Below are 22,985 nucleotides of genomic sequence, written 5' to 3'. Positions count from 1 at the left end.
AATTAATCGGATTCAGCGGAATAACCATGCGCTTGTGGTTTGCCATCGGCTCCCAGATTGACAAACACAATATCCGAAATATCGATAATGACCTCTTTTGTCATCATGTTGCGGACCACCGCATGTAAGCTGATGGAGGTGTTGCCTATTTTTCTGACTTCAACGCCCATCTCTATTATGTCGCCCTGTTTTCCGGAGCTGACAAAGTTGATCTCAGAAATGAATTTGGTGACAAGATGGCGATCCTTGCCCAGTTGGCACATGGCAAATATCGCCGATTCAGCATCTATCCAGCTTAACAATTTTCCGCCGAACAGGCTTCCATTTGGATTAAGGTCTTCGGGCATGATCCATTTTCTGCTGTAAAACTGCATAGCGCACCTTTTTTTAAATTTGAATTTGAATTGCGATTTTCGGTCTGATCCGATCTGCCTCAGTATATCTGAAAATGCCCCTGACATTGAGCCCTGCGCTGTTAAGATAAAGGCTGACCTTTACAATAACCGAAGCTAAATAACACTATGAAGACTAAAATGGCGAACGTCTCTAAAAAATGGCTGCTCAGTTGTATCGTTGTTGTCGTTTTGTCGATGGGATTATCCAATACCATGGACAGCAACGCACAACTGCGACTGAGTAACTCGTTTAATAATGCGTTAGCGACCTTCGCGTTAGTGCGCGGGATTAATGCCGTCATCTCTGTGGTTCAGGGTACCGAGGTGGCATTGGAGCCCGGCGGTGTGGGTGTTGTGCTGACTCCCGGTGAGGTTCTCGATCCGATTAATGATTTGATTGAACGGTTTTCCTGGGTCGTATTGGCCGCGGGTACCTCATTAGGGGCTCAGCTTATACTTCTGGAAATAGGTACTTCTTTTTTTGCACTGGTGCTGGTGGCCGTGGCCTGTATCATTTTGCTAGTGCTGCTATGGACGCCTTTGTTGGCGCAAACCACTGGGCGTGGCATCCTGATTCGCTGCGCATTGATGGTGTTGTTGTTGCGTTTTCTGGTGCCGGTGGTTGTGCTTGCGAACGAATTTGTTTATAACGCGTTCCTGAGCGAAAGTTACCGTCAATCCTATGAGGTGCTTGAGAATGTCAGTAAAGACGTTCAGGAGTTGAAGGCACGGGATGAAAACGACGCTGCCTTGGCCGAATCGAGTGCCCGTGAGGACGCTGGTATTTTCGATTCGGTTAGCCGATTTTATAACCGCACTAAACAAAAACTGAGCCTTTCCGGAAATTACCAAAAGTACGAGGAAAAGGTGGCCGGTGCGGCTCAACAGATTATTAATCTGATTGCGATTTTCATTTTTCAGACGTTGGTGTTTCCGTTAATGTTCTTTTGGCTGGCCGTAAGATTGGGGCGCACCTTGATGCGTGGGGAGTTCTGGCTTGCCGACAAGGCGAAGTAAGCTGGCTGCGCCGGAGATTTCCGGCGCAGCGGAGAGGGTAGGTTGGCTTAATACTACCAGTTTGTTTTGGCTGTCAAACCCTGTTCTTTGCGTTCAATAGCGGTTTTTAGCTGCTTCTTCTCACTACAGCTTAAAAAGCAAGCCTTATCCAGCCGCGCTAACATCCGATGGGCCTCATCCATGCGGTCGGTTTCCACATACAGTTCACCCAGATATTCCATTGCCCCCTTGTGCTTGGGGTCCAGCTTGAGCGCTTGCAGGTAATATTCTTCAGCAATCTCGTATCGCTTCAGCTTGCGGTTAGAAAAGCCCAACAAGTTGTAGGCATCTGCGTTGTTCGATTCCTTTTTCACTATCACTGTCAGTTCATCAATCGCCGCCTGATAGTCTTTGGCGTCTATCTTTCTCTCAACAGTGCTCATGGAGTCCGTTTTTCCCCACGACCCGCCAGGGGCGGCGATCGCCGGAGCGGAAAGGCAGGAAACAAGAAGGGCACAAATGATCGGTTTGGAGTAGTTCATCGGTTTCTCCTAAAGAGAGGTTAGGTTGGTTTCCTATTCCTATACGCCGCTACCCCTGAGAAGGTTGCACAGAAAACGTAATTAAATTTTTTTTAAAAAAAGCTGCAACTTAATTTATATCGCCGTCGTATCACCTATAACGGCCGTTAAACAACTGAACTTAAACCATAAATTATTCAAATCATATCAAGGTAAAGGGAAATACTATGACTTCTCGATATTCAATACTAGCGGCCGCCATTCTCTCTGTTAGCTCCGGCCTCGCCGGTGCCGAGATCATCGTTGGCAACGACCTCAACAGCAGCAACGGCGCAAACAGCACTATTAACGCACTTTTTTCAGCAAATCGTGGCAGTAACGGCGGCGGCGATCAGAGTCTCCAGTTCGGCGATCAACTCCAGGGCAGCGAGCAGGCTGACGTCATTATCGGTGGCCTGGGCATCGATGTGTTGTTCGGAAAGGGCGGCAATGACGTACTCATCGGCGGCACCGAAGACTTTAACCCTTTTAACCGCGACCGGGCATTTGGTGAACAAGGCGATGACATCTTTATCTGGACACCGGGAGATGGCAATGATTTTTTCGACGGTGGTGACGGCAGCGATACATTGATCATCACCCTGATTGGTGAAAATCAAGACGCCGATGGTAACACCGCTGGAGCGCCTTTTTTCAGTGTGAGCCCGCCGGGGACAACCGGCAGTGGCGACTTTGATGGCATCTATATCAACCCGAATACTCAGCTTCCTGTGGTCGATGTGCTGGCGGGGCCTGGATTCTGCGACATTCTTGACCGTAGCTCAGAAGGGCTCGACGAACTCAATCTGGATCATCTGGTGCAATTTACATTGCGGGGTCCAGCCGGGCAACTTGAGCAGGATTTGTTGGCCGATCCCAGTATTGATCCGGACACGCGGGATACCGGATTGCGCATTTCTGTGCACCTTAAAAACACGGAATACGTGGTGTGTGCATCGAAAGACGGCTCGCAAGTGGATGTCTTCGATTTGCACCACAACCCGATTGTAAAGACCAGTGTTAGCGACTTACCCGAGACGGCTTATCGCCTGGTAACCAACACATTTTAACTTTCTGCCTAACGAATAAACTAACTATGCGGGTCTCTTGAGAGATGCCCTTGAGGAAAAGACGATGAAAAACCTAAATACAACGGTATTAATGCCACTGGCAATGTCCACTTTCTTAGTACTCGGCGCCTGTGGTGGGTCGGGTTCCGGTGATGACGGTGCAGAAACTCCCCGTGATACGGATACCGAGACGCCTTCTACTCCGTTTGCATTATTGCAGGGCAGTGATTTGAATAGAAAAAGCTCGCCCCTGCTTTCCTTCAATCCGGGTGGCCCTGGAGGCTCACCGAATCAAAGTCTGCGTGGCGGAGATATTTTGCAAGCGACTGCGGCCGTGGATACGATCATGATCGGCGCGTTGGGTGTGGATGTTCTTGTGGGCAGCACCGGCAACGATATTATGATCGGTGGTACTGAAGATTTTAACGGCAATGTGGATGGAGATGATCGTGCCGCTGATAATCGCGACCGCGCTTTTGGCAATGACGGCGACGATGTGTTTATCTGGACTCCCGGAGACGGCAGCGATTTTTTCGATGGCGGCCGGGGCACCGACGTCTTGGTGTTGGGATTGCTTGGCGAAGAACGGAACAGCGATGGCACCACCGAAGGCGCACCGTTTTTTAATGTGAACCCGCCGGGCCGAGAAGGAAGTCAGGATTTTGATGGTATATTTCTGGATAGTAACAATCAGCCAACGATAAATGTGTCCGCTTCCCCTGGCTTCTGTTCCGTTATTGCTGCAGCCGACCATCCGCAAGAGTTTGAGCTGCTGGATCTGGATCACCTGGTGCGCTTTTCATTAACCGGTGTAGCGAATGATTTCGATCAGGGTCTAAGAAGCGACGATGATGGTTTGCGCATAGCTATTAACACCAAAGATGTGGAATACTTAGTGTGTACGGACAGGGAATCCGGAATTTCGGTACTGGATTTAACCACCACACCGGCAACGGTTGCGGATCTGTCACAAATTCCTGCTTACGTAGCCAGCATGATTCAATAGGCTCATCTTGCCCACGGCAGAGGTTGCAGTGTACCTCTGCCGCAGCATATAGAGACGACTATGGAAACGGAAATGAATATAACCCCAGCAGACCAGCTAGAGCAGTTGCTGGCGAGGATTGCGCTTAAAGACCAGGCTGCACTCAAGCAATTGTACGACAAAGTGGGCGCCAGGCTGAATGGTGTGGCCATGAAAATTCTGCGTGATGAAGATCTGAGCAACGATGTACTACAGGAAACGTTTTTGCAGATCTGGCATAACGCCGGTGATTATCGTCGCGGTGAAAGTGAACCCATGACCTGGATGACGTCACTGATTCGCTATCGAACTTTGGATAAATTAAAAGCCGAAACCCGTGAGCAAAAACGCCGGGATCAGTTCGAGGAAGTACAAGAGCTTTTCGGTGAAGTTCATGCCCGCTCACCCATTGCGGGGCTGCTTAAGCGTGAAATCGATAGCCAGTTAGGTCACTGCCTTGGAACTCTGGATGTGCTGAACAAGAATGCGATCCTGATGGCTTACTACTATGGCTATAGCCGTGAAGATATTGCTATACACGTAGAACAGCCCCTTAATACCGTTAAATCCTGGCTCAAGCGCGGGTTAGCGAGGTTAGCTCAATGTCTGGACCATTAAGATATCAAAACCCTCAATTGCAGGAACTGCTGGCATCGAATTACGTTGCCGGAACGTTGCGTGGACCGGCCAGAAAGCGCATGGAACGTTTGATGCGGGACAACTCGGTGTTGAGCAAGCGGGTACGGCAATGGGAAGCAAAGCTGCAGCCACTGCATCAGGCGACGGTCCCGGTTGAACCAAAAAGCGGTACCTGGCAATCCATATCTGATGCGATTAATGGCGCAGCCGACCCGATGATCGCGATCTTAAAACGCCGCCTGAATATTTACAAATACCTGACAGCAATGGCGATGACCTTTGCCCTGGTCGCCGGTGTATTGCTTTGGTATCCACAGCCGGACGTGACACCCGCGGCGGCAATCAACTATGTCGCGGTTATGAAAAACAGCGATGAACAGCCGACCATGGTGGTAACGCTGACCAAGTCAGGAAGAGTTATGGCCCTGGATTTATTGCAGAAACCCAAGCTGGAAGCGGATCAAAGGTTACAACTATGGGCGGTGTCCCGCGACGATGGCAGTATAAAAAGTCTGGGCGCGGTGGAGTTGGAAAAGCATTTCGAAACCTCGCTTAGCAAAGAGCAGTGGGGCTTGATCAGCACAGCCGAGTATTTATTGGTGTCAGCAGAAGACCAGATCGATGTGCAGGCGCCCGGTGAGAAAATTATTGCAAAAGGCTTGTGTGTCAAAGTGGAAGGCTGGAAAAGTTAGACCGGCGCAGATGCGTTATAAGCTGTTATGCAAAACAAATGCGAGAGAATCGAAATGAATTTACTACTGTCATTGATAAAAGATTTTGATGTATTAAGTCCAGAAAAGGGCGCGACTATTGAGCGTTTCGATGCGGTATTGCAATTGTGACTCTGCAGGCAGTATGTCATCAAGCCCAGGCTGAATCGATCCCGCCAGGCGCTATAAGGTTCCCGGTGGAAGACTTCAATTGACCCGTCTGCCCCTTGGTGTTGCCAGATAATCTTGCCTTCTTTCAGCTTAAACTCAAAAGCGATTTTTAACATGTCCTTGTCAAAATCCGAAGCCAGCTTATGGACCACAGACGGTGCTTCAATGATCACACCGATTTCAGTGTTCCCGATAGATCACTGTGGTAAAGGTAATACTGAACGTTCTTCGCATTGGTGTTTGCTACCTTGGTAAATAACCGGGCACGGGTCACTTTAACGAGACCTTGGAAGGAATACTATAGTATATCGGCTACCCTACGATGTTTTAGCATTCCTGCAAGCCTGCGTGTAAGCTTGAAGTGCCGGGGCCGGATACAGGCGTCGCAACAGCCGCGCTCGAAACTACCGTGATAGTGTCATTATTGACCGGTAGGATGCCTGTGTTTAGCAAATAGGGTATTGAATTGGTTGAACAAAGCAGATGTGCTTGCCTGCAGGTAGAATTGAGACATGAACACGACTTTTTCATTAGCGGATTTGGGTTGGCAACCTTTTTTTCAACAACAGCTCGATCTTGCTGAATGGGATTCTGCCATGCCCGTTCGCATCGCCGCGCAACATAAATCCCGCCTGATCGTGTATGGGGAGTCCGGTCAGTATGCCCTGGATACACCGCCTTCATTGGGCACAGTGACAGTAGGGGACTGGTTATTGCTAAACGAGTCCATGCAAATCAATCGCCTATTGGAGCGTAAAAGCGCCTTTGCGCGGCGGTCGCCGGGCTCCAAAGTGGCGGAACAGCTTATCGCGGCCAACGTGGACACGGCCTTTGTTGTTTGTGCGCTGAATGAGGATTTTAATCTCAATCGCATCGAACGTTATCTGGCCCTGGTGCACGATGCCGGCGCTGAACCGGTGGTGGTGCTGACTAAAATGGATCTGATCGACCACGCAGACGAATTGCGGGAACAGGTGCAACGCCTGGATAACCAATTGTGTATTGAAATGGTCAATGGGCGGGAAGCGACCAGTGCAGAAGTCCTGCTTCCCTGGTGTGAGGCAGGTCAGACCATCGTATTACTGGGATCTTCCGGAGCGGGGAAGTCCACCCTGACCAACTCCCTGCTGGGTGAGTCTATTCAGCTGACGTCTGAGATTCGTGAAGAGGATGGCAAGGGGCGTCATACCACCACAAGTCGCGCCTTGTTGCCGCTTAAGAGTGGTGCCATGATCATTGATACGCCCGGCATGCGCGAACTGCAACTGGCCGTGGGCAGCGACGCGATAGAAAACACCTTCGCGGATATCAGTGACCTGGCCCTGCAGTGCCGCTTTGCCGATTGTTGCCATGACCAAGAACCGGATTGTGCGGTCCGGGCGGCAATGGAATCCGGTATCCTGGATGAGCGGCGTTATGACAATTATTTAAAGCTGAAACGCGAGCAGATTAGAAACGAAGCCACGTTAGCAGAAAAGCATAAAGCGGAAAAAGCGCTGGGTAAATTTTACAAGCGAACCCAGAGCGTGAGCCGGGAAAATAAAGGCCATTAGTCCCGCTGATACCGACAGTTCGATTTTTACTGCGTGCCGCACACGGATTCAACCGCTTTCCCGTTAATCGGCTGATATTGGGAATCAAAACAGCGATCCAGTGGCCAGGGCGGTTTAGTGAAATGAATATACTCCGCAACATCACAGTCCTGTTCCTGGTCCAGGCACCACCCTGTGGGTTGATATGACGTTGCCCCATTTTGCTGATGGCGGAATTGTGACACGGCATGGTAAACCACGCGCCGGGCTTTGCTCAGACTGCCCAGCGGGAGCCATTCGCCCACTCCGTGCCAGGGATTCATGGATAAATTCTCACAGAAGTTGCGCTGATCACCGCTGGTAAAGGTTTGTGGCGGAATATGTATACGTGCTACCGGTATAAAGGGAGAAGCTTGCTCGGGCCACACCACGGTGGCATCGTCCAGGGGCATATTCCGGCCCGCTATTCTTTCTTGCAGCATAAAATCGAAACACGCCGACTGATGAGTTAACTGTTCGGCCATCGATTGTGTCAGAAAATCGCGATCTTTTTTATTTGCAGTGGTATGGAACCTCATACCGGAGCAGGGGCGGACGGAGAATTTTACTGCAGTATCACCCAGCTGGTAGGGCACCATGGAATAGTACTGGGGCTGCAGCGGAGAATCGATTTTTGACGATACGGTTTTTGCCGCGATATACAGTCTGCGGGGGTGCAGGCGGGGCGGCCATAGACTGACAAACCACGCCAGCCGTTTTTGTTCTGCCAGGTATTTCATGTCGTCTACGTAATCAAAAATATTACGATTAAAAAACGCTGCTGTGTTGGTCATGATAAAGTCGTGTGTATTGGCGCCTTTTAGCTCCGGCGCAATTTTTTCTCCCTCCACCTTCATCAGTTTGATCGCCATGCCACGGGCGTCCGGTTTGGCATCGGCGTTCACCAGCATGTCGCCATTGGAGAACCGGATCCAGGATTGATATTCCCGCCCCGGTTCGGAAAAAACGCTACTACGGAAATGCGGGGGGATGTCACCGCGGACAGAAAAAGTCGCCCGGACACAGCCGGTTGCTTTGGCATGGGCATCGCGGCGGTAAGGCAGTCCGTTTTGCTTTTCCGCCCAGGAGGAAATACGGCGGCCATATTCCATGGATTTGCTGATCGCAATCATCTCCTGATTACTCAGGTCCATACCCAGCGTATCCAGTGTTTGTGCGGCGTGCGTATTCACGGTCAGCAACAGCGCGGCTGTCATCGGGATCACGCCAAAATAGTTCAGATTCAATGGGTCGACTCCGTTGTCTGAGCGGATAAATCGGTCACGCCGTGGCGTAAATGCACGTTATTACAGCTACCCTGGTTCCACTCTGGCGCCGGAGCTGCGCTGTAATTGGCCCAGTTGGCAGGGTCGCCACCCATAGCCTGATCAAAATCCGGGTTGCCCATCACTTTCAGGTATTCCATCAACGCGTAACGCTGCTCTTCGCTGAGTAAGTGTCCGATGCGTCCGGGCACCGCTTCATCCGTAAACTGATGGCCGCTATTTCGGTTGCCGGGAATACCAGTGTCATGAAGAAAGCTGCCGTCGGTTTTGGCGGTGACATAACCGAGTTTTTGCGGATCGTATTCCCGGTTGCCAACATAAAAAGTGGTGGGTCGTGCTGCCTGAGGGGATAACAAATCGTATATCGTTGGAACCGAACCGTTATGCAGGAACGGGGGGGTTGCCCAGACGCCGTGCAATGGACGGGCTTTGTAGGCGCGCTGATTTTGAATGCGGAAGGGAACGTTCAGCCCGTCGTAGGCGGCGATCTGGTCACCCTCAATTTGCCAGCGTTGATACAGCTTGGGAACCAGAGAATTCAGTAACAGTTGCAAGCCATCACCGGCATTGACCGGCTCGGAGCCGGGCACCAGCTTACCGGCATCGTAGCGGTTATCCATATAGTTATCCGCCAGCTTGGGGTCGGTGCCGATGATGTCGGTGGCAAGCAAGGGAATAGACCAGATGCGTTGTCGCCAATCTTTGCGCACGGGCTTGCCATTCTGCTCGGTGATCTGGCCTGCCATATCCCACTGCCAGTTGCTACTGATCTGGCCGGGGATTGATGGATTGTCCTGATCTGCTACTGCCCACTCATAAGGCGCAGAGATATGCGGGCCATGACAATATTGGCAACGTTCGGCGAACAGCGTTTTTCCCTTCTGGGCGCGATGAAGGTCGATGTGCCCAAGCACCTCCTGCGGCCACTTGGGAGGCCGTAGCGAACGCAGTAACGCTTCAGCACAATGCAGCCCCTGCACATCGACAACGGTTTTACCGAACTCCTTGCCTTTAATCGGTTCACCTGCTGCGCTGACCAGCTTGATCGGTGCCAGTACCCCCAGTGTCTCACCCACATTGCGGGCCATAGCCTGATTGGTAAAGCCGGTATATTGCACCCAATCGAAACGCCAGATATCCCAAAGAAACGGGAAGCTTGCCGGGGCGTCTGCGATGCGATAATTGGCCGGTTCGTCCAGATCAAATCCGAACGCGACATTGGCGATTCGGCCGACGGCATCGACACGGCCCCGGCCTTCCTCCACGGGGTAATATTTCGGGGCGCCGGCACCTTCGGCAAAGTCTTTGATGTGACCCGCAAAGGTCCACATGCGCTGGTTGAGTCTGGCTCTTTGCTGCTGATCCTTGCCTGCAATCCGAGTCGCAAAGCGGTTCCATTTGAACGGGTTGATCAGGGTTTCGAATACGGATGCTGCCATGGTGGTAATAAACTCACCGCGTTTGGCATTAGACAAGCTCTGTACCGCTTGGCCTCCGTCCACCCTCAGGGCCGTGCCTTTGTAATGTAGCTCGCCGGTATGGCAGGTAGCGCAGCCGATATCCAGGCGCTCCTTTCCCGTCGTAGGATCTATGTGACGGCCCAACCCGACGGCCAGATTGCCGGGGTTGAGGTCGTCCGGTCTTTGACCGGGGGAAACGATGAAGCCCCAGCCGCGTAGATTTTCCGCTGTTGCCAGCAGTTCGCGAGAGAGCGGTAATTCCAAGTTCAGAAACCATTGGTATTCGATGCCCAGTAACTCGGTGCCCTGGGGCGTATAGTAAAAACTCTGACGTTCAAGATCGGTCCAGCCCTCATTCAGGTACTGCACCTTATACACGTTCTCGCGGGTCAGGTTTGGCGTCATAAATAGCTGCAGTTGATGCCAGGCAGCGATCACAATTAACACCAACACAGACAGAATCCGAAGCCAAAGCGGGCCAAGGTTCTTCCATAGGTTGATCAAAGCCAGCGTAAGCCCGCGGAGCCAATGCCACAGGCTGATAGTAAAACGACGTAAATAACCAATCACATTCATGGCCGGACCCGGCTCCACCAGAGGTTTGATTTATTAGGCTGGTTCGGTTCGCGCCGATCGTAGGGGACCGTCCTGATAATAAACCGGTGCTTTCGTCGACAAGGCCGTCCCGGATGTGATTCAAGGCACCGTAAAATAGCCGTTTAAGTCAGAGTTGATGCACTCGGTATACGCATAACCGGAAATCGCATCGGCGTGATCTGCGTTAGGGCAGCACCTGAATTCAAACTGTTCTATTTGGCTTTTTGATCTATAGTTATCCGAACACGACAGCAGAACCTGTAGTCCTTTTTGTTGGCCTTGTCCTTTCCCTTTGGGGCCGTTTCATGATTCTAATAATCAGAGTAGCAGTGATTTTTCTTTTCCCCCAGTTGACGTTTGCTTTCGGCGTGATTGATGTAGTGGGAGGGGAAGACGGAAGTAAAACAACAGGTCAGGCTGAAGTTTGGCACGACCGTACCGGCGAACTTACTATAGAACAAGTTGGACCGATTTATCTGAAGGGTGAATTCAAACCACTGAATAGCGCGGGATCAACCGGACTGCAACCCGGCGCATTCTGGAGCCATTTCGTATTGCGTAATGTGACGGATAAAACCCTGACGCTCAATATCGAATACGTGGATCACCAGTTAATAAGCCTGGATGCCTATGAACGTGATAGTGAGAGTCCAGTCCGATATCGTCACATCGCGGCCATGGCAATGGCCGATGCGTTTGCATCGCGTGAAATTTCTCATAACCGGTTTGTGGTCGTGGTAACGATTCCGGCGCTGCAAAGCAAAGATATGCTGGTTAAGTTCAGTTCCCACCAAGCGGGCTTTGTGTTTCCGGCGATGAGAATTTGGGACCCTGAAAAATTACGCAAGACGCAGACTTCGGAAGCCAGCATTATCATGTTCATGTTTGGTGGCATTTTTCTGATGTCGATCATCGCCTTGGTGGGGGCGATCGCAACACGAGATAAAATTTTTCTTGCCTATTCGGTCTACGCGCTGACTAAAATTATTGGCTGGTGCACTATTCTGGGTTACACACACCAATTTATAGTCACGGAACATTTTCATCAGCGTTACATGTCGATTGGTGGTGCGCTGACGGTTTTTTTCGGCGTTGTGTTCGCGCGGACTTTCCTGCAAACCCGGAAACACACCCCCAGGATTGATAAAGTGTTTATATTAATGCTGTTAGTGGCTGCGGTAATGCTGGTCAGTGCGCTATTCAGCCTGACCGGATTGGCGGTACTTTCCGTTACTATTATTTTATTGTTGTATCCCGTGATGTCCGTTGCCGGGATAGTACGCTGGCGGCAAGGCTCCACCGATGCGGCGGTATTTGCTGCGGCTTGGACCTTGCTTGTATTTGGTTTGGTGGTGCAGGCATTACGCGACCTGGGTCTGGTGGAACACAATGTGATTAATTACTACTGGCCGGCGGTAGCCTCCTTTGTAGAAATGCTGGGCATTATGGCTGCCATGGGAATTAAAGTACGACGGCTGCGGTTGCAAAAGGACGAAGCAGAGGCTCGCTATACCGAACAGCTTGAACATTCCAAAGCCGAACTGGAACAGCAAGTGAAGGAGCGAACTCAGGAATTGGAAAAAGCCAAGCTGGAAGCTGAGCTGGAGGCGCGTACTGATCCACTCACGGGGATTTATAACCGGCGCAGCTTTTTTGTGGAGTCCGGAAAGTCACTGAAGCTGGCGCAACGCAAGAATCAACCCTTGAGCCTGTTGATGTTTGATCTTGATTTATTTAAATCCATCAATGATACCTTCGGACATACCATGGGTGACGAAGCATTGCGAATTTTCAGCAGGACCATAAAGGATAATTTGCGTGATTGTGATGTATGGGGCCGATTGGGCGGTGAAGAGTTTGCATTGGTGTTAAATGAAGATAAGCGGGGAACTTTGCAAACGGCTGAGCGCTTGCGAAAAGAAATCGCCGGTATTGCTATTATGACTCCGTCTGGTGAGTTACGGATAACCGCCAGCGTTGGTGTTGCTTATCTGAAAAATGAAAAGACGATTGAAGCTTTGATCAGTAAAGCGGATGATGCACTGTACCAGGCTAAAAACCGGGGGCGGGATCAGATTATTGAGCATTGCAGTGCATAGGGGGAATAGTCAGCACAATTAAAACAGGTGTAGTAAGCAGGGATCGAATATTGTTTCAGGTTAAGGGAATATATGAAAATAATATTAGGCGCATTGTTGCTCTATGGCGGGGTCAGTTTTGGGTCAGAGACTATTCCTTATGAGGTTTGGGTATATTCTTTGTATCCGGCGAGCATTACCCGCAACAAAGTCTTACCGTTTATTGAGCATTTAAACCAAAAGCTAGACTCCGCTTTTACGGTCAATATTTCCTCGGATGCGACCGCCCTCCTTGCAAGGTGCTCCGCAGGACAGCCCGCGTTGATTTTTTCCAGCCTGCCTTTGAGCAAAAAAGTAGAAAAGAAATGCGGTTATCACTATCTGGCAGTGACCTACCAGGATGTTTTTCTGTACGCGTTGAAGAAACCTTCCGTTGCGACTCTGGAAGGGGTACGGAAGCTCGGCGTTGTGGGCAAATTTGAGGCAACTAAGATTGCGCTAGGGGAACTTAATTCGATTGGGAAAAAAGTATCAGTGGTGGAATATTCAAGCTTCTACGAGCTCATTAAAAATTTCAGAATAGATCATGTCGACGGTGCGATACTGCCTTCCGGCGTTATGGCTACGGCGAATAACTTCAGCAAAAACTGGGTTCCGGTTTATAAATTCAAGGGAAAGGGCGTAGCAACTGCAATGGTGGCTCCCCAGCTCGACGTGAAAATCCAGCGCAGGATAGCCGATATATTGCTGAGCAACGATGACGTGGTATCGAATGTGTTTCAGCAAGGTTTTGGAATCGGCGCGTTTGAATCCCCCCAGACTTTAGAACATCCGCAGCGCGAACTGGGCCCGGCCGACCGATGAACGCTCTGAAACGGGCCAATAGGTGCAAACCTGAGAGACTAACGTGTCACCGGTTTGCTGATTTTACCGACCAACATACAGAGATAAAGTGTACTGGTACGGGTATACCACTCCCAGCGTAGAGTCCCCTTTATCGAAGACACCCCATCATTACTAATCGAGCAACAAGCGAACGGGTACGATTCCGATAGCCTGGCTTACAGATTAGCGCAGTAGAATGTCGGCGAAAACGCTATTGAAGCTGGCAAAAATATTGACAAATCTATAAAAATGAATGGTTAATTAGGCCAGATATCAAATTGAAAAGGCCTTTTCCTGAAATAAAATAAGGTTTTTGAAACTTTTCAGAGTTGCGCTGAAGATTCATTTTTTGAGCTGCGCTAAGGTGCTGATCGTTAAGTATTCGCGGTGTTAATTTGGAATTCCTGGTTCCAGGCGCTGGCATCAAAGAACGATCAGATGAGTCTCAAAAAAGGATTTTTTATGAAATTATCAAATATTGCAAAACACGCGTGCATTTCTGTAGCTCTGGTGTCGGGGCTTGTTGTATCCGGTACGGCCTCGGCTCTTCAACCGGGAGGTGGCGGCAGCGGTAGTAGCTGTAGTGTTACCCGAGCATCTGGATCCGGCGCTGTATTTTATGTCCCCCGTGGCGGTAGTGGTACCTATAACATCCTTGGATGGGGAAATGGAACCGGTGGTTTCTCAAGTACCTACCGAGGCCTGCTAACGGCTGCTGCGGAAGAATGTGTTTTGGTGGCGGCCGCGACCACCTCCAGTTCCGGCAATGGCAGAGCCGTAGAAAGTGCGGTTAATCAAGCGAAGAGCCGGTACAGCAGCATCGTCGGTTCCAATCCCAAAGTTTGTACCTCCGGTCACTCCCAAGGTGGTGGCGGTGCGTTTAATGCGGCCAATCGGCTTGATGCCGACTGTGTTATCGCCGTCCAGCCTGACACCGTGTTTACCACACGCATCGATCGCGCTGTATCCAGCGACACGGACGTTGTTTGCATCTTCAGTTCCGCAGATACGTTAGCTCCTGCATTTCCGTTGAACGGTTCAAACTGCCGACGTAACTCAAGCCGCTACACTCAGGAGTCCACTTCGGGTACGCATTTTACACCCATATCCGGCAGTGGCGGTGCAGTCGGAACCAAGATGCGAGAGTATATTAATCGTTGGTTGGTTGATTGATCGCGTCTGAATCCAGAGCTTGTTAGCGAGCTTTGTAAAACCCCGGCCCAACGGTTGGGGTTTTTTATTGCCCCGTGTATATTCACTTCATTAGGCTTCCGATATGGTCCAATGTTCTTATTAACTGGCATACGTAGCTCATTTCATTGTCATACCAAGACACTACCCGCACTTCATAAATTTTGGTTCCGCAGCGTTGAGACAGTGTTTGGGTGGCATCAAACAGGGAGCCGAAACGGGTGCCGATTATATCGCTCGATACCAGTTCCTCATCGGTGTAACCGAAGGATTCATTGGCGGCATCTTTCATAGCTTGGTTGATACCGTCGACGCTAACCGATTCGGTGTCGTCTTTAAGCGTTGCATCCAATATGGTGATAGAGCCTGTGGGAACCGGTACTCGCTGTGCTGATCCAATCAGCTTTCCGTCTAGCTCGGGTATCACCAGCCCAATGGCTTTCGCCGCGCCGGTCGAGTTAGGGACGATGTTAATTGCGCCGGCTCTGGCACGACGGAAATCACCGTTGCGATGCGGTCCGTCAACAATCAGCTGATCGCCCGTATACGCGTGTATCGTTGTCATGAAGCCGGTTCTTAATTCCCGGTAATCATTCAAAACCTTGGCCATAGGCGCAAGGCAATTGGTGGTGCAGGATGCGCCGGAAACAATGAGATCGTCTTGTTTCAGCGTCTGATGATTGACTCCGTAGACGATGGTCGGAAGATCTTTTCCCGCAGGTGCAGAAATAAGGACCCTTTTAGCACCTGCATCGATATGCGCCTGGCTCTTGTCCTTAGAGCAGAAAAAGCCGGTGCATTCCAGCACGATATCAACATCATAACTGGCCCACGGCAGTTTTCGCGGGTCGGGCTCTTTATGAATTTTAATTTTTTTGCCATCAACGATAAGAGACCGGTCATCACTTTCGACGGTATGCCCTCTAAAAGGGCCCTGTACACTGTCGTATTTCAGAAGCTGGGCAAGCATCTTTGGCTCGGTCAAATCGTTGATTGCCACCACTTCGAAACGGTCATCTCCAAAAATACTGCGGAACGTCAGTTTTCCTATTCTTCCAAACCCGTTGATGGCTATTTTAAGCATAATCTTCCCCTGGATTGAATTGCGGCTGTGGAGTTTGTTTGTAGCGTGTGATGGTATCCGGTACAGGACCGAAATATATAGAAGAGGTGCTGCGTGTTCTTACAGAAGACTACACCACATAATCGGGAGCAGTGCAATTCCTCGTGGCACAGGGCACAGGGCACAGGGCGTCAGAAGGCCTGGCTACTCATCTGCTCGCTTTTAGTTGATAATGGATCAGGATCTGATCAGCCTTGATGGTAGGGAAAATTCATGCCTCGTGAACACACGATAGATATGACCGTTTTAGTGACCCCCGATATGAGTAATTTTGGGGGCAAGATGCACGGCGGTGAGCTGTTGAAGCTATTGGATAAAGTCGCCTACACCTGTGCCATGCGTTATTGCGGCACCTACGTTGTCACCCTTTCAGTGGATAAAGTTCTATTCAAAGAGCCTATTGCGATCGGCGAATTGGTGTCGCTGAAGGCCGCAGTTAACTATACCGGTCGGACTTCGATGGAGGTGGGTATCCGGGTGGTAGCTGAAAATCTGGAGACAGGCAGTGTGCGACACACCAATTCCTGCTATTTCACTATGGTCGCAGTGGACAAGGCTGGCGCAGGCAAGCCTACTCGGGTGCCGCCGCTGGTGCCTTCTACTGATGAAGAACAACGCCGATGGGATGAGGCGTTGCAGCGGCGGAACACACGGTAGGGCTCATGTATTGTCTGATTTTTTAATTTCAAGTAATTCCACTTCAAATATCAACACCGCATTCGGACCCACGTATTGTCCGGAGCCCTGTTCGCCATAAGCAATATCAGCTGGAATGTACAGTTCCCACTTGGCGCCCTCTGACATTAACTGCAGCGCTTCAGACCAACCCTGGATAAGTTGATTGACCTTGGGGCTGTAGGCCTGATTGCGTTTGTGTGTACTATCGAATTCAGTGCCGTCGATAAATGTTCCCCGGTAGTGCACTGTTACTTCATCGTTTTCTGTCGGTTTATTTTTACCGTTGCCTTCTTCGATAATCTTGTATTGTAAGCCGCTCTCGGTGACGGTTACCCCTTCTTTTTTAGCATTTGATGCTAAAAACGCTTCACCTGCTTTTTTATTCTTCTCGCCGATCGCCGCTCGTTCGTCTTCTTTTCTTTTACTGTGAATTTTCTGATAGAGGTCTAGGGTTGCAACGATTTCTCCATCCGGCATTTTCATGCTGCCGCCCTGTAACACATCCCGCATCGCTGTAGTCAGAATATCGACATCCAGATTAATTCCCTCCTCTTTAAATCTTTGCGCCAAATCCGCACCGTAGGCGTAACTGAAGCGCTCATCCAGGGTCTTGAATTCTTGCTGTTCTTGTTCGGTTGATGTCTCATCTTGCGCAGCACCCATGGGTTGGGGTTGCTCCCCATAGGATGTTGTGGGCGCGGCGCCGATCAGCAATGCTAGTGTTACGACGGTGCTCGTGTATTTGTTCATTCGATTTCCTCGCAGAACTGAAATTAATTGATAAATACGAACCAATAAAAAACCCCAACCGTGCTGGTTGAGGTTTTTGTGGTTCTGATTCTAAACGTAATTAATTAACCAACCAACGGTTGATATATTCACGCATATATCGGCCTGCATCGCCACCAGAACCGGAAACGGGAGCGAAGTGCGTACCAGAGCCGGTTTCCTGAGTGTATTTAGTGGAATTACGCCGGCAGTTTGAGGCGTTGAACGGCGATGCCGGTGCTAGAACGTCACCGGTGGTGAAGATACAAACGACATCAACGTCACTCGCTACCGGACGGTCAATTTGAGTGGTATAGATAGTGTCTGGCTGAACGGCGATAACGCAATCTGCATCAAGACGGTTTGCCGCGTTGAAAGAGCCACCGCCACCTTGTGAGTGGCCGGAGGTACAAACTTTGGGATCGGATCCGACGATACTGCTGTATCGGCTTTTTGCTTGATTCACGGCGCTTTCGACTTCTCTTCCGCTGCCGGAATTAGAGGTGGTTGCGGCCGCTACCAAAACACATTCTTCCGCTGCGGCGGTTAACAGGCTACGGTAAGTACTTGACGTACCACCAGTACCGTTACCCCATCCTAAAATGTTGTAAGTGCCGTTGCCACCGCGAGGTACATAGAATACTGCGCCTGACCCTGTTTCACGGCTAACGCTACAACTGCTACCGCCACCACCGTCACCGGGTTCAACCGCGAATGCTGCACCGGACAGTGCTACGCCTGATGTTAACGCTGCGTACATGCACGCATGCTTTGCTAATTTTGTAAACGTCATAAAAAAACTCCTTCAAAGGCTTAATTGGTAGTTATGATTTTTTTGGTAATTCCTAAGCAGGTAAGGATTCAAAACTACAACTATGAAAAATTACCTATCTGCACCTTAGCTCAGCTCTTTAAACGATTCGTTGGAACAGCACCGGAAAAATATCTAAATATTCATTTATTTTCTTGATATTGCTATTTCCAATCTAAAATTGGCCTAAATTGCACGCCGCCCGATTTCGGTTTTGTGTCGGGAGCAGCGTGTTGGAATGCATCGAATACGACGTCAAAAAAAGTGACCGGTCGGTCCTTTGTATAAGAAAGAAAAACTTCGATGAATCTATAGATTTCGTTGTTTTTTGAGTGAGTAAAACACAGGTTATGCGCCCATTTCGTTGTGTATTTTTTGACAGGGTTCAGTCGGGGGGAAGGCGTTTGGTGGGGGAACGATGGTGGGGGGAGCGATGGTGAGAGTTAGGCAGTGAACCTGCTGTGCAGCGCAGGTTCACTGTAGCGATCATTTAGTTATTGACGGTTAAATTGAGCGTTACTTCAAGATTCAAAACTTTCGAAATCGGGCAACCGGATTTGGCTGCTTCGGCTGCTTCTTCTATCTTCGACTTATCTGCACCTGGCGCATTCACAGTGGTTACCAAGGCGCTTTTGGTCAGTTCCATATTTTCGAAGGTGATCGTTACTTTGGTGTTCACCGATTCCGGCGTAATATCCCGCTCACCGAGTTGTGCAGAAAAGGCCATACTGAAACAGCTCGCGTGCGCGGCTGCTATTAATTCCTCGGGGTTAGTGCCGGGCTCATCTTCGAAACGGGTTCGGAATCCGAATTTCTGCTCGTCAAAGGCCCCGCTCCCGACACCGAATGTGCCTATGCCTTCTTTCAGGTTTCCTTTCCATGTAGCATTAGCTATGCGATTCATCATGTGCCTCCATATTCGAATGTTTCCCAGGTTAGCCTGGACTTCTTAGGGTGCGGGTCTGCAGTAAAGTTCCGTATTAAAATGGGGATAGACTTTTGAACAATTTACAAAATTATTTTACCCGCATTGGTTATGCAGAAGATCCGTCGATTTCGCTGGCAACGCTTGAAAAGTTACAGCAACTTCATGCTTCGGTTATACCCTTTGAAAACATCGACGTATTGCTCGGACTTGATGTTGATCTTAAGCCCGAGGCAATAGAAAAAAAGCTACTAGCGCAAGGCCGGGGTGGTTATTGCTTCGAGCACAATAATTTGTTTATGAAGGTGCTGCATGAGATTGGCTTTCAGGTGGATCCATTGCTGGCGAGGGTCACATGGAAGCAGCCAGAGAATGGGGTCGCCGGGCCGCGAACCCACATGGTTTTGCGCGTTAGAATTAATGATGATGTGTTTCTTGCTGATGTTGGATTTGGCGGGTTGGTTATTCCTCGCCCCCTTCGGTTCGGAACAAGCGAAGCGCAAACGACCAATCACGAAGTATTCCGGATAATTGAACACAAGCATGGCTACCGGGTGGACGTTTTGATTAGTGGTCGCTGGCTGTCGGCGTATGATGTTGCCGATTCACCGCAGGAGCCCATCGATTTTGAGGTCGCGAACTGGTATACCTCAGGTCACCCGGATTCTAAATTCCGGCGCAACTTAATGATGGCTCGCGTGACTCGGGAAACCCGTTATGCGCTCCTGAATAATCGTTTTTCTATACGTAAGAAGGGCCATCCCGCGGTTAAACAGGTATTGGATGCACAGGCTCTTTCCCACGTGGTTTCTGAACAATTCCTACTTCCGCACCATCCTGAATGGCAATCGCTGTTTGAACGTATCGTGGAGGCTGCGAAATAGGCTGGTGTGATGGGCTTATGTGCCGCTAAAAGTGAGCAGGGCCAACCGCTGTTATCAACTAAAGGGGCAATCCATTTTGATTGTAGGCGCACACTTCTATGCTGTGGCCTTGACATTTAACCTTGGTAGCGAGGACTGTAATCAACAGTGAACGGTTAACGCTGATCACGACAGATAATTAATATAATAATAAATACTACAGGAACGCATTATGCGATTGAGCTCCCTTTTCTTTTCAATCCTCCGTCCGTTTTTTTTGTCGGTCATCTACGTCTTACTTTTACTAACCCCGTCGGCTTTTGCTGACATTCGAGTGCCGGATGCGGTAGTCACACCCATAGCTGAAGATGCTGGCACCAAACAACACGCTTTTGTGGCTTCACCCTTGGATCTTGCTGCTTACGATTACGTCGAAGAAGAATTCATGATTTCCGGAACCGCGAATACTTACAAAAAAAGCGGACGATGGCGTAGTGATGGCGAATGGGGTATTCAAATTTCTCAAGCGGATTTACCCTATGCGACGCGCCTGTTGGTCCGGCGGCCCGCTAATCCCGAAAAGTTCAATGGCACTGTTGTTATAGAGTGGTTCAATAACACCGCATTTATGGATGTCGATGTGATTTGGGCTCAATCCCATCAGGAGTTGTTGCGTGAAGGGTATGTCTGGATTGGTGTAAGTGCACAAACCCTGGGTGTGACTGCACTGAAAACCTGGGATAGGGAACGCTATGGTGATTTGCGGTTAAACAGCGATGGCTTGTCTTACGATATATTCTCGCAGGTGGCACAGGCGGTTCGTCGTCAGCCGGAAACGGTGCTCGGCGGACTAACGGCCACCACGGTGCTCGGAGTGGGTGAATCCCAGTCGGCCATCAGATTGACCACGTATGTGAACGCCTTTCAGGAACCCGCTTTGCAGGTTTACGATGGTATATTGCTGTATTCGCGGTTTGCACTTTCAGCTCCACTGAAAAATGGTATCAGTATGCTTTCACCGAGCAAAGTGTTTATCCGGGCGGATAATCGGTTGAAGGTGTTGCAGCTGGAAACAGAACAGGACGTGTTTATGTTTTTATTCCGTTTAGCCAGACAGGATGACACGGAATATTTACGGACTTGGGAAATACCGGGAGCATCCCATTATGATGATTACGGTGTCAGTAACCTGCTACCGCAATATCAGCGTGATTGGCCGCAGCTGGGCTCGATTGAGTTGGTTTGTAAAAATTCGCTAAACAAAGTTCCCCAGCATTACGTTGTGAATGCAGCACTGTCCGGTCTGGCCAAATGGGCCTCCGACGGGCAGGCTCCGGCGCACTCAACGCGTATTGAGTACAAAAACCTGAAAGTTTCCCGTGACGCCAACGGTAACGCCCTGGGTGGTATTCGACTGCCCGACCTGGAGGCCGCTATCGCAACTCATAATTATGCCAATTACGGTGTAATCGGTAGCGGGAATTGGTTTGTGAATGCCTTTGCATGCCCTTTTCTAGGCAATACAGTTCCCTTCGATCAAGCTAAGCTGAACGCACTTTATCCCACCCATCAAGACTATGTATCCAAATTCACGCAAGCTGCAGACGCGGCGCTGGAGGCCGGGTTTCTTTTGCCTGCGGATCATAAAGAAGCCATTGCCGGAGCGCAGGCCGCTGACATTCCGTAGCGCTTATGCTTATTGGAGTAGAGAGGAACGCAGGGTTTTGGATTTGGAGCCGATTAATCCCTCCACTGATTCTTCCAGGTCGCCCAGAGATACTTTGCGCTTGGTCATCAGCTCGCGAGTAACATGATCGATAGAATATTTATCTTTACTGCGACGCCGGATTTCTTTATCCAGTTCGTCCAGCAATACCACCGCCCGGGCGGTGGTAGCGCCCGAGGCGTTTTTCTGGCGCAGGCATTTAATATTCTCTCCCCATTTGTCTAGCTTGGATATTATCGTCTGCCGACGCTTGTCGGTCATGCCTCCGGCGCGGTATATAAGCTCGAAAGAATAAAATTCGGCGAGTCCTTCCGCTATCCAGTCATCATTGCCAGCGTCCGTTTTGGTGCCGCTTATACGTGTAACCATATGGGTGAGTTCATGCAGTAAAGGACTGGTGCCGTTCTCACTGACTATGGGCCGGTCTGAGTGCAGGAAAAGTGAATTTGAACCGGAAAGTCCACCTCGCCACATGGGGTCATCCATACCCACCACCAGCAATTTTTCAGGTGTTTCCTTAAACGCATTTTTAAGCTCAGGCCAAACAAAATTAAAAAATGTCAGCGCATCCATGCGGCGCATATCGCTGCCCCTGGGCGCGCTGATAGCGATGGAGGTTTTGCGGACTTTAGCTCGTCGCGTTCCGAGTGCGCCTGCAATCATCCACCCAGTAGGGCGATCAAATTTGCGATCCGGGTTGTGAATACGGAAGGTGTTGCCTTTTTTTCGCGGCCAGCCGGTTTCGATACTGGTCCAACCGGATGGCAACGTCACGTTCAGTGTGGCGAGGGAGTACGCGCCGTTAACAAATTCCGTTTTGGCGGCCGGGAAAATATCATCACCACGAAAGATCGCCCAGTTTTTGGTGATCATGGCATCGAATTCACCGGGATCACGTTCGTGGGCTATTTTTACTTTCAGAGATAAGCGGGACTTCGAATCGGCTGGTTGCCAACGTACCTCGGATTTCGACACTGACAGCTTTCCGTCAGCCTCAATATCCGAATACCGGTCGGGCAGATTTTTAAAACGCACGTTGTGGATCAGTTGACCTTTATCAATGGTGATCGTGACGGCTGCTTGGCCGCTAGCGGGAAGGAACTCGAGGTTGTAGTCGAGCTGGTAGGCCAGATCGTCATCCGCATAAATTTTGGGAGGACAGAATAGAAGTAGAAAATATAAGGCAGACACTGCGAGAAAGTGGAGCCGGCGAATGCTTGTTTTCATATTCAGGCGCTACCCGCGACGCTTAAGAATGTACTCATCAGAATACCACCTATTGAAATATCTTGCTCTTCAGTAGCTTGGCATCGCTTTCCCTAGCTGACTTTGTTGCAGATAAAAAATAGTAAATCGGGCAGGGGATTACAAAAAAGAACTGAAAAGCCCGTTTCCTCCCTCCCTATCGCTGAATTGGTTCTTTTATAATCAGGTGGTGTGGCCAGTAAGTTTTCATGG

General features: G+C 49.9%; 22 protein-coding genes. 12 read left to right on the top strand and 10 right to left on the bottom strand.

The features are described 5' to 3' along the window. Positions 1-2: 2 nt before the first annotated feature. A complete protein-coding gene (locus tag FT643_RS05035) occupies positions 3-374 on the bottom strand; it encodes an acyl-CoA thioesterase (protein WP_156869836.1) in 372 nt (123 codons plus the stop codon). Positions 375-533: 159 nt separating this feature from the next. Between FT643_RS05035 and FT643_RS05030 the strand changes: the two genes are divergently transcribed. After that, positions 534-1,412, top strand: a complete 879-nt coding sequence (locus tag FT643_RS05030; RefSeq protein WP_198043330.1) for a hypothetical protein — start codon at positions 534-536, stop codon at positions 1,410-1,412. A 53-nt stretch (positions 1,413-1,465) separates the two neighbouring features. Here FT643_RS05030 and FT643_RS05025 read toward each other — a convergent pair whose 3' ends face one another. Next, positions 1,466-1,933 (bottom strand): tetratricopeptide repeat protein, encoded by a 468-nt coding sequence (locus FT643_RS05025; protein ID WP_156869832.1) that lies wholly within the window; start codon positions 1,931-1,933, stop codon positions 1,466-1,468. Positions 1,934-2,139: 206 nt separating this feature from the next. Here FT643_RS05025 and FT643_RS05020 point away from each other — a divergent pair, with 206 nt between their 5' ends. The 4 genes from FT643_RS05020 (at position 2,140) to FT643_RS05005 (ending at position 5,376) form a co-directional block, all read left to right on the top strand. Further along, on the top strand, positions 2,140-3,021 hold the full coding sequence (locus FT643_RS05020) for a calcium-binding protein (RefSeq protein ID WP_156869830.1): 882 nt from the start codon (positions 2,140-2,142) through the stop codon (positions 3,019-3,021). A gap of 64 nt (positions 3,022-3,085) precedes the next feature. Then, positions 3,086-4,027: a hypothetical protein gene (locus FT643_RS05015; RefSeq protein ID WP_156869828.1), complete on the top strand. Its 942-nt coding sequence runs from the start codon at positions 3,086-3,088 to the stop codon at positions 4,025-4,027. A 72-nt stretch (positions 4,028-4,099) separates the two neighbouring features. Further along, a complete protein-coding gene (locus FT643_RS05010) occupies positions 4,100-4,663 on the top strand; it encodes an RNA polymerase sigma factor (protein ID WP_156869826.1) in 564 nt (187 codons plus the stop codon). Further along, positions 4,648-5,376: an anti-sigma factor gene (locus tag FT643_RS05005; RefSeq protein ID WP_156869824.1), complete on the top strand. Its 729-nt coding sequence runs from the start codon at positions 4,648-4,650 to the stop codon at positions 5,374-5,376. Before FT643_RS05010 ends, FT643_RS05005 begins: the two co-directional genes overlap by 16 nt. Here FT643_RS05005 and FT643_RS05000 read toward each other — a convergent pair. Beyond that, positions 5,373-5,738 carry a phospholipase D-like domain-containing protein gene (locus FT643_RS05000; RefSeq protein ID WP_156869822.1) on the bottom strand — a complete coding sequence of 122 codons (366 nt, stop codon included), beginning with the start codon at positions 5,736-5,738 and terminating at the stop codon, positions 5,373-5,375. The two genes, FT643_RS05005 and FT643_RS05000, sit on opposite strands and share 4 nt — an antisense overlap. 339 nt (positions 5,739-6,077) lie before the next feature. On the opposite strand from FT643_RS05000, the gene rsgA reads away from it, so the two are divergent. Then, on the top strand, positions 6,078-7,118 hold the full coding sequence (gene rsgA, locus FT643_RS04995; RefSeq protein WP_156869820.1) for a ribosome small subunit-dependent GTPase A: 1,041 nt from the start codon (positions 6,078-6,080) through the stop codon (positions 7,116-7,118). A 26-nt stretch (positions 7,119-7,144) separates the two neighbouring features. On the opposite strand, the gene FT643_RS04990 is transcribed toward rsgA, so the two are convergent. Beyond that, positions 7,145-8,383 (bottom strand): catalase family protein, encoded by a 1,239-nt coding sequence (locus FT643_RS04990; protein ID WP_198043329.1) that lies wholly within the window; start codon positions 8,381-8,383, stop codon positions 7,145-7,147. Further along, positions 8,380-10,458 carry a di-heme-cytochrome C peroxidase gene (locus tag FT643_RS04985; RefSeq protein ID WP_156869818.1) on the bottom strand — a complete coding sequence of 693 codons (2,079 nt, stop codon included), beginning with the start codon at positions 10,456-10,458 and terminating at the stop codon, positions 8,380-8,382. Before FT643_RS04985 ends, FT643_RS04990 begins: the two co-directional genes overlap by 4 nt. Positions 10,459-10,784: 326 nt before the next feature. Between FT643_RS04985 and FT643_RS04980 the strand changes: the two genes are divergently transcribed. The 3 genes from FT643_RS04980 to FT643_RS04970 all read left to right on the top strand — a co-directional run bounded on the left by FT643_RS04980 (position 10,785) and on the right by FT643_RS04970 (position 14,615). Beyond that, a complete protein-coding gene (locus FT643_RS04980; protein ID WP_156869816.1) occupies positions 10,785-12,578 on the top strand; it encodes a sensor domain-containing diguanylate cyclase in 1,794 nt (597 codons plus the stop codon). Positions 12,579-12,650: 72 nt separating this feature from the next. Further along, positions 12,651-13,421, top strand: coding sequence for a hypothetical protein (locus tag FT643_RS04975; RefSeq protein WP_156869814.1), 771 nt, complete (start codon positions 12,651-12,653; stop codon positions 13,419-13,421). Positions 13,422-13,904: 483 nt separating this feature from the next. Beyond that, entirely contained in the window at positions 13,905-14,615 is a 711-nt protein-coding gene (locus FT643_RS04970) for a hypothetical protein (protein ID WP_156869812.1), read from the top strand. 82 nt (positions 14,616-14,697) lie between these two features. Here FT643_RS04970 and gap read toward each other — a convergent pair whose 3' ends face one another. Next, positions 14,698-15,720 (bottom strand): type I glyceraldehyde-3-phosphate dehydrogenase, encoded by a 1,023-nt coding sequence (gene gap / locus FT643_RS04965; RefSeq protein WP_317621959.1) that lies wholly within the window; start codon positions 15,718-15,720, stop codon positions 14,698-14,700. Positions 15,721-15,969: 249 nt separating this feature from the next. On the opposite strand from gap, the gene FT643_RS04960 reads away from it, so the two are divergent. Then, a complete protein-coding gene (locus FT643_RS04960; protein ID WP_156869808.1) occupies positions 15,970-16,413 on the top strand; it encodes an acyl-CoA thioesterase in 444 nt (147 codons plus the stop codon). A gap of 3 nt (positions 16,414-16,416) precedes the next feature. Here the strand turns inward: FT643_RS04960 and FT643_RS04955 are convergent, their stop codons facing one another. The 3 genes from FT643_RS04955 to FT643_RS04945 form a co-directional block, all read right to left on the bottom strand. Continuing rightward, complete coding sequence (locus FT643_RS04955) at positions 16,417-17,184, bottom strand: FKBP-type peptidyl-prolyl cis-trans isomerase (protein WP_156869806.1); 768 nt, start codon at positions 17,182-17,184, stop codon at positions 16,417-16,419. Between the two features lie 100 nt (positions 17,185-17,284). After that, positions 17,285-17,995 carry a hypothetical protein gene (locus FT643_RS04950; protein WP_156869804.1) on the bottom strand — a complete coding sequence of 237 codons (711 nt, stop codon included), beginning with the start codon at positions 17,993-17,995 and terminating at the stop codon, positions 17,285-17,287. A gap of 508 nt (positions 17,996-18,503) precedes the next feature. Further along, positions 18,504-18,920, bottom strand: a complete 417-nt coding sequence (locus tag FT643_RS04945; RefSeq protein ID WP_232339866.1) for an OsmC family peroxiredoxin — start codon at positions 18,918-18,920, stop codon at positions 18,504-18,506. 92 nt (positions 18,921-19,012) lie between these two features. Here FT643_RS04945 and FT643_RS04940 point away from each other — a divergent pair, with 92 nt between their 5' ends. After that, positions 19,013-19,822: an arylamine N-acetyltransferase family protein gene (locus FT643_RS04940; RefSeq protein ID WP_156869802.1), complete on the top strand. Its 810-nt coding sequence runs from the start codon at positions 19,013-19,015 to the stop codon at positions 19,820-19,822. A 211-nt stretch (positions 19,823-20,033) separates the two neighbouring features. Then, on the top strand, positions 20,034-21,488 hold the full coding sequence (locus FT643_RS04935) for an alpha/beta hydrolase domain-containing protein (RefSeq protein WP_156869800.1): 1,455 nt from the start codon (positions 20,034-20,036) through the stop codon (positions 21,486-21,488). Positions 21,489-21,497: 9 nt separating this feature from the next. Here the strand turns inward: FT643_RS04935 and FT643_RS04930 are convergent, their stop codons facing one another. Continuing rightward, positions 21,498-22,754 carry a hypothetical protein gene (locus FT643_RS04930; protein ID WP_156869798.1) on the bottom strand — a complete coding sequence of 419 codons (1,257 nt, stop codon included), beginning with the start codon at positions 22,752-22,754 and terminating at the stop codon, positions 21,498-21,500. Positions 22,755-22,985 lie beyond the last annotated feature (231 nt).

This window comes from Ketobacter sp. MCCC 1A13808 (assembly GCF_009746715.1).
Lineage (GTDB): Bacteria > Pseudomonadota > Gammaproteobacteria > Pseudomonadales > Ketobacteraceae > Ketobacter.
The sequence above is the reverse complement of the archived record's forward strand: the minus strand, read 5'-3'. Positions and strand labels throughout refer to the sequence as shown.

What these genes read in the sequence shown, in the direction of transcription:
- FT643_RS05035 (WP_156869836.1), bottom strand. Translation starts at nt 374, where the DNA reads ATGCAGTTTTACAGCAGAAAATGGATCATGCCCGAAGACCTTAATCCA.
- FT643_RS05030 (WP_198043330.1), top strand. Translation starts at nt 534, where the DNA reads ATGGCGAACGTCTCTAAAAAATGGCTGCTCAGTTGTATCGTTGTTGTC.
- FT643_RS05025 (WP_156869832.1), bottom strand. Translation starts at nt 1,933, where the DNA reads ATGAACTACTCCAAACCGATCATTTGTGCCCTTCTTGTTTCCTGCCTT.
- FT643_RS05020 (WP_156869830.1), top strand. Translation starts at nt 2,140, where the DNA reads ATGACTTCTCGATATTCAATACTAGCGGCCGCCATTCTCTCTGTTAGC.
- FT643_RS05015 (WP_156869828.1), top strand. Translation starts at nt 3,086, where the DNA reads ATGAAAAACCTAAATACAACGGTATTAATGCCACTGGCAATGTCCACT.
- FT643_RS05010 (WP_156869826.1), top strand. Translation starts at nt 4,100, where the DNA reads ATGAATATAACCCCAGCAGACCAGCTAGAGCAGTTGCTGGCGAGGATT.
- FT643_RS05005 (WP_156869824.1), top strand. Translation starts at nt 4,648, where the DNA reads ATGTCTGGACCATTAAGATATCAAAACCCTCAATTGCAGGAACTGCTG.
- rsgA (WP_156869820.1), top strand. Translation starts at nt 6,078, where the DNA reads ATGAACACGACTTTTTCATTAGCGGATTTGGGTTGGCAACCTTTTTTT.
- FT643_RS04985 (WP_156869818.1), bottom strand. Translation starts at nt 10,458, where the DNA reads ATGAATGTGATTGGTTATTTACGTCGTTTTACTATCAGCCTGTGGCAT.
- FT643_RS04980 (WP_156869816.1), top strand. Translation starts at nt 10,785, where the DNA reads ATGATTCTAATAATCAGAGTAGCAGTGATTTTTCTTTTCCCCCAGTTG.
- FT643_RS04975 (WP_156869814.1), top strand. Translation starts at nt 12,651, where the DNA reads ATGAAAATAATATTAGGCGCATTGTTGCTCTATGGCGGGGTCAGTTTT.
- FT643_RS04970 (WP_156869812.1), top strand. Translation starts at nt 13,905, where the DNA reads ATGAAATTATCAAATATTGCAAAACACGCGTGCATTTCTGTAGCTCTG.
- FT643_RS04960 (WP_156869808.1), top strand. Translation starts at nt 15,970, where the DNA reads ATGCCTCGTGAACACACGATAGATATGACCGTTTTAGTGACCCCCGAT.
- FT643_RS04955 (WP_156869806.1), bottom strand. Translation starts at nt 17,184, where the DNA reads ATGAACAAATACACGAGCACCGTCGTAACACTAGCATTGCTGATCGGC.
- FT643_RS04950 (WP_156869804.1), bottom strand. Translation starts at nt 17,995, where the DNA reads ATGACGTTTACAAAATTAGCAAAGCATGCGTGCATGTACGCAGCGTTA.
- FT643_RS04945 (WP_232339866.1), bottom strand. Translation starts at nt 18,920, where the DNA reads ATGATGAATCGCATAGCTAATGCTACATGGAAAGGAAACCTGAAAGAA.
- FT643_RS04935 (WP_156869800.1), top strand. Translation starts at nt 20,034, where the DNA reads ATGCGATTGAGCTCCCTTTTCTTTTCAATCCTCCGTCCGTTTTTTTTG.
- FT643_RS04930 (WP_156869798.1), bottom strand. Translation starts at nt 22,754, where the DNA reads ATGAAAACAAGCATTCGCCGGCTCCACTTTCTCGCAGTGTCTGCCTTA.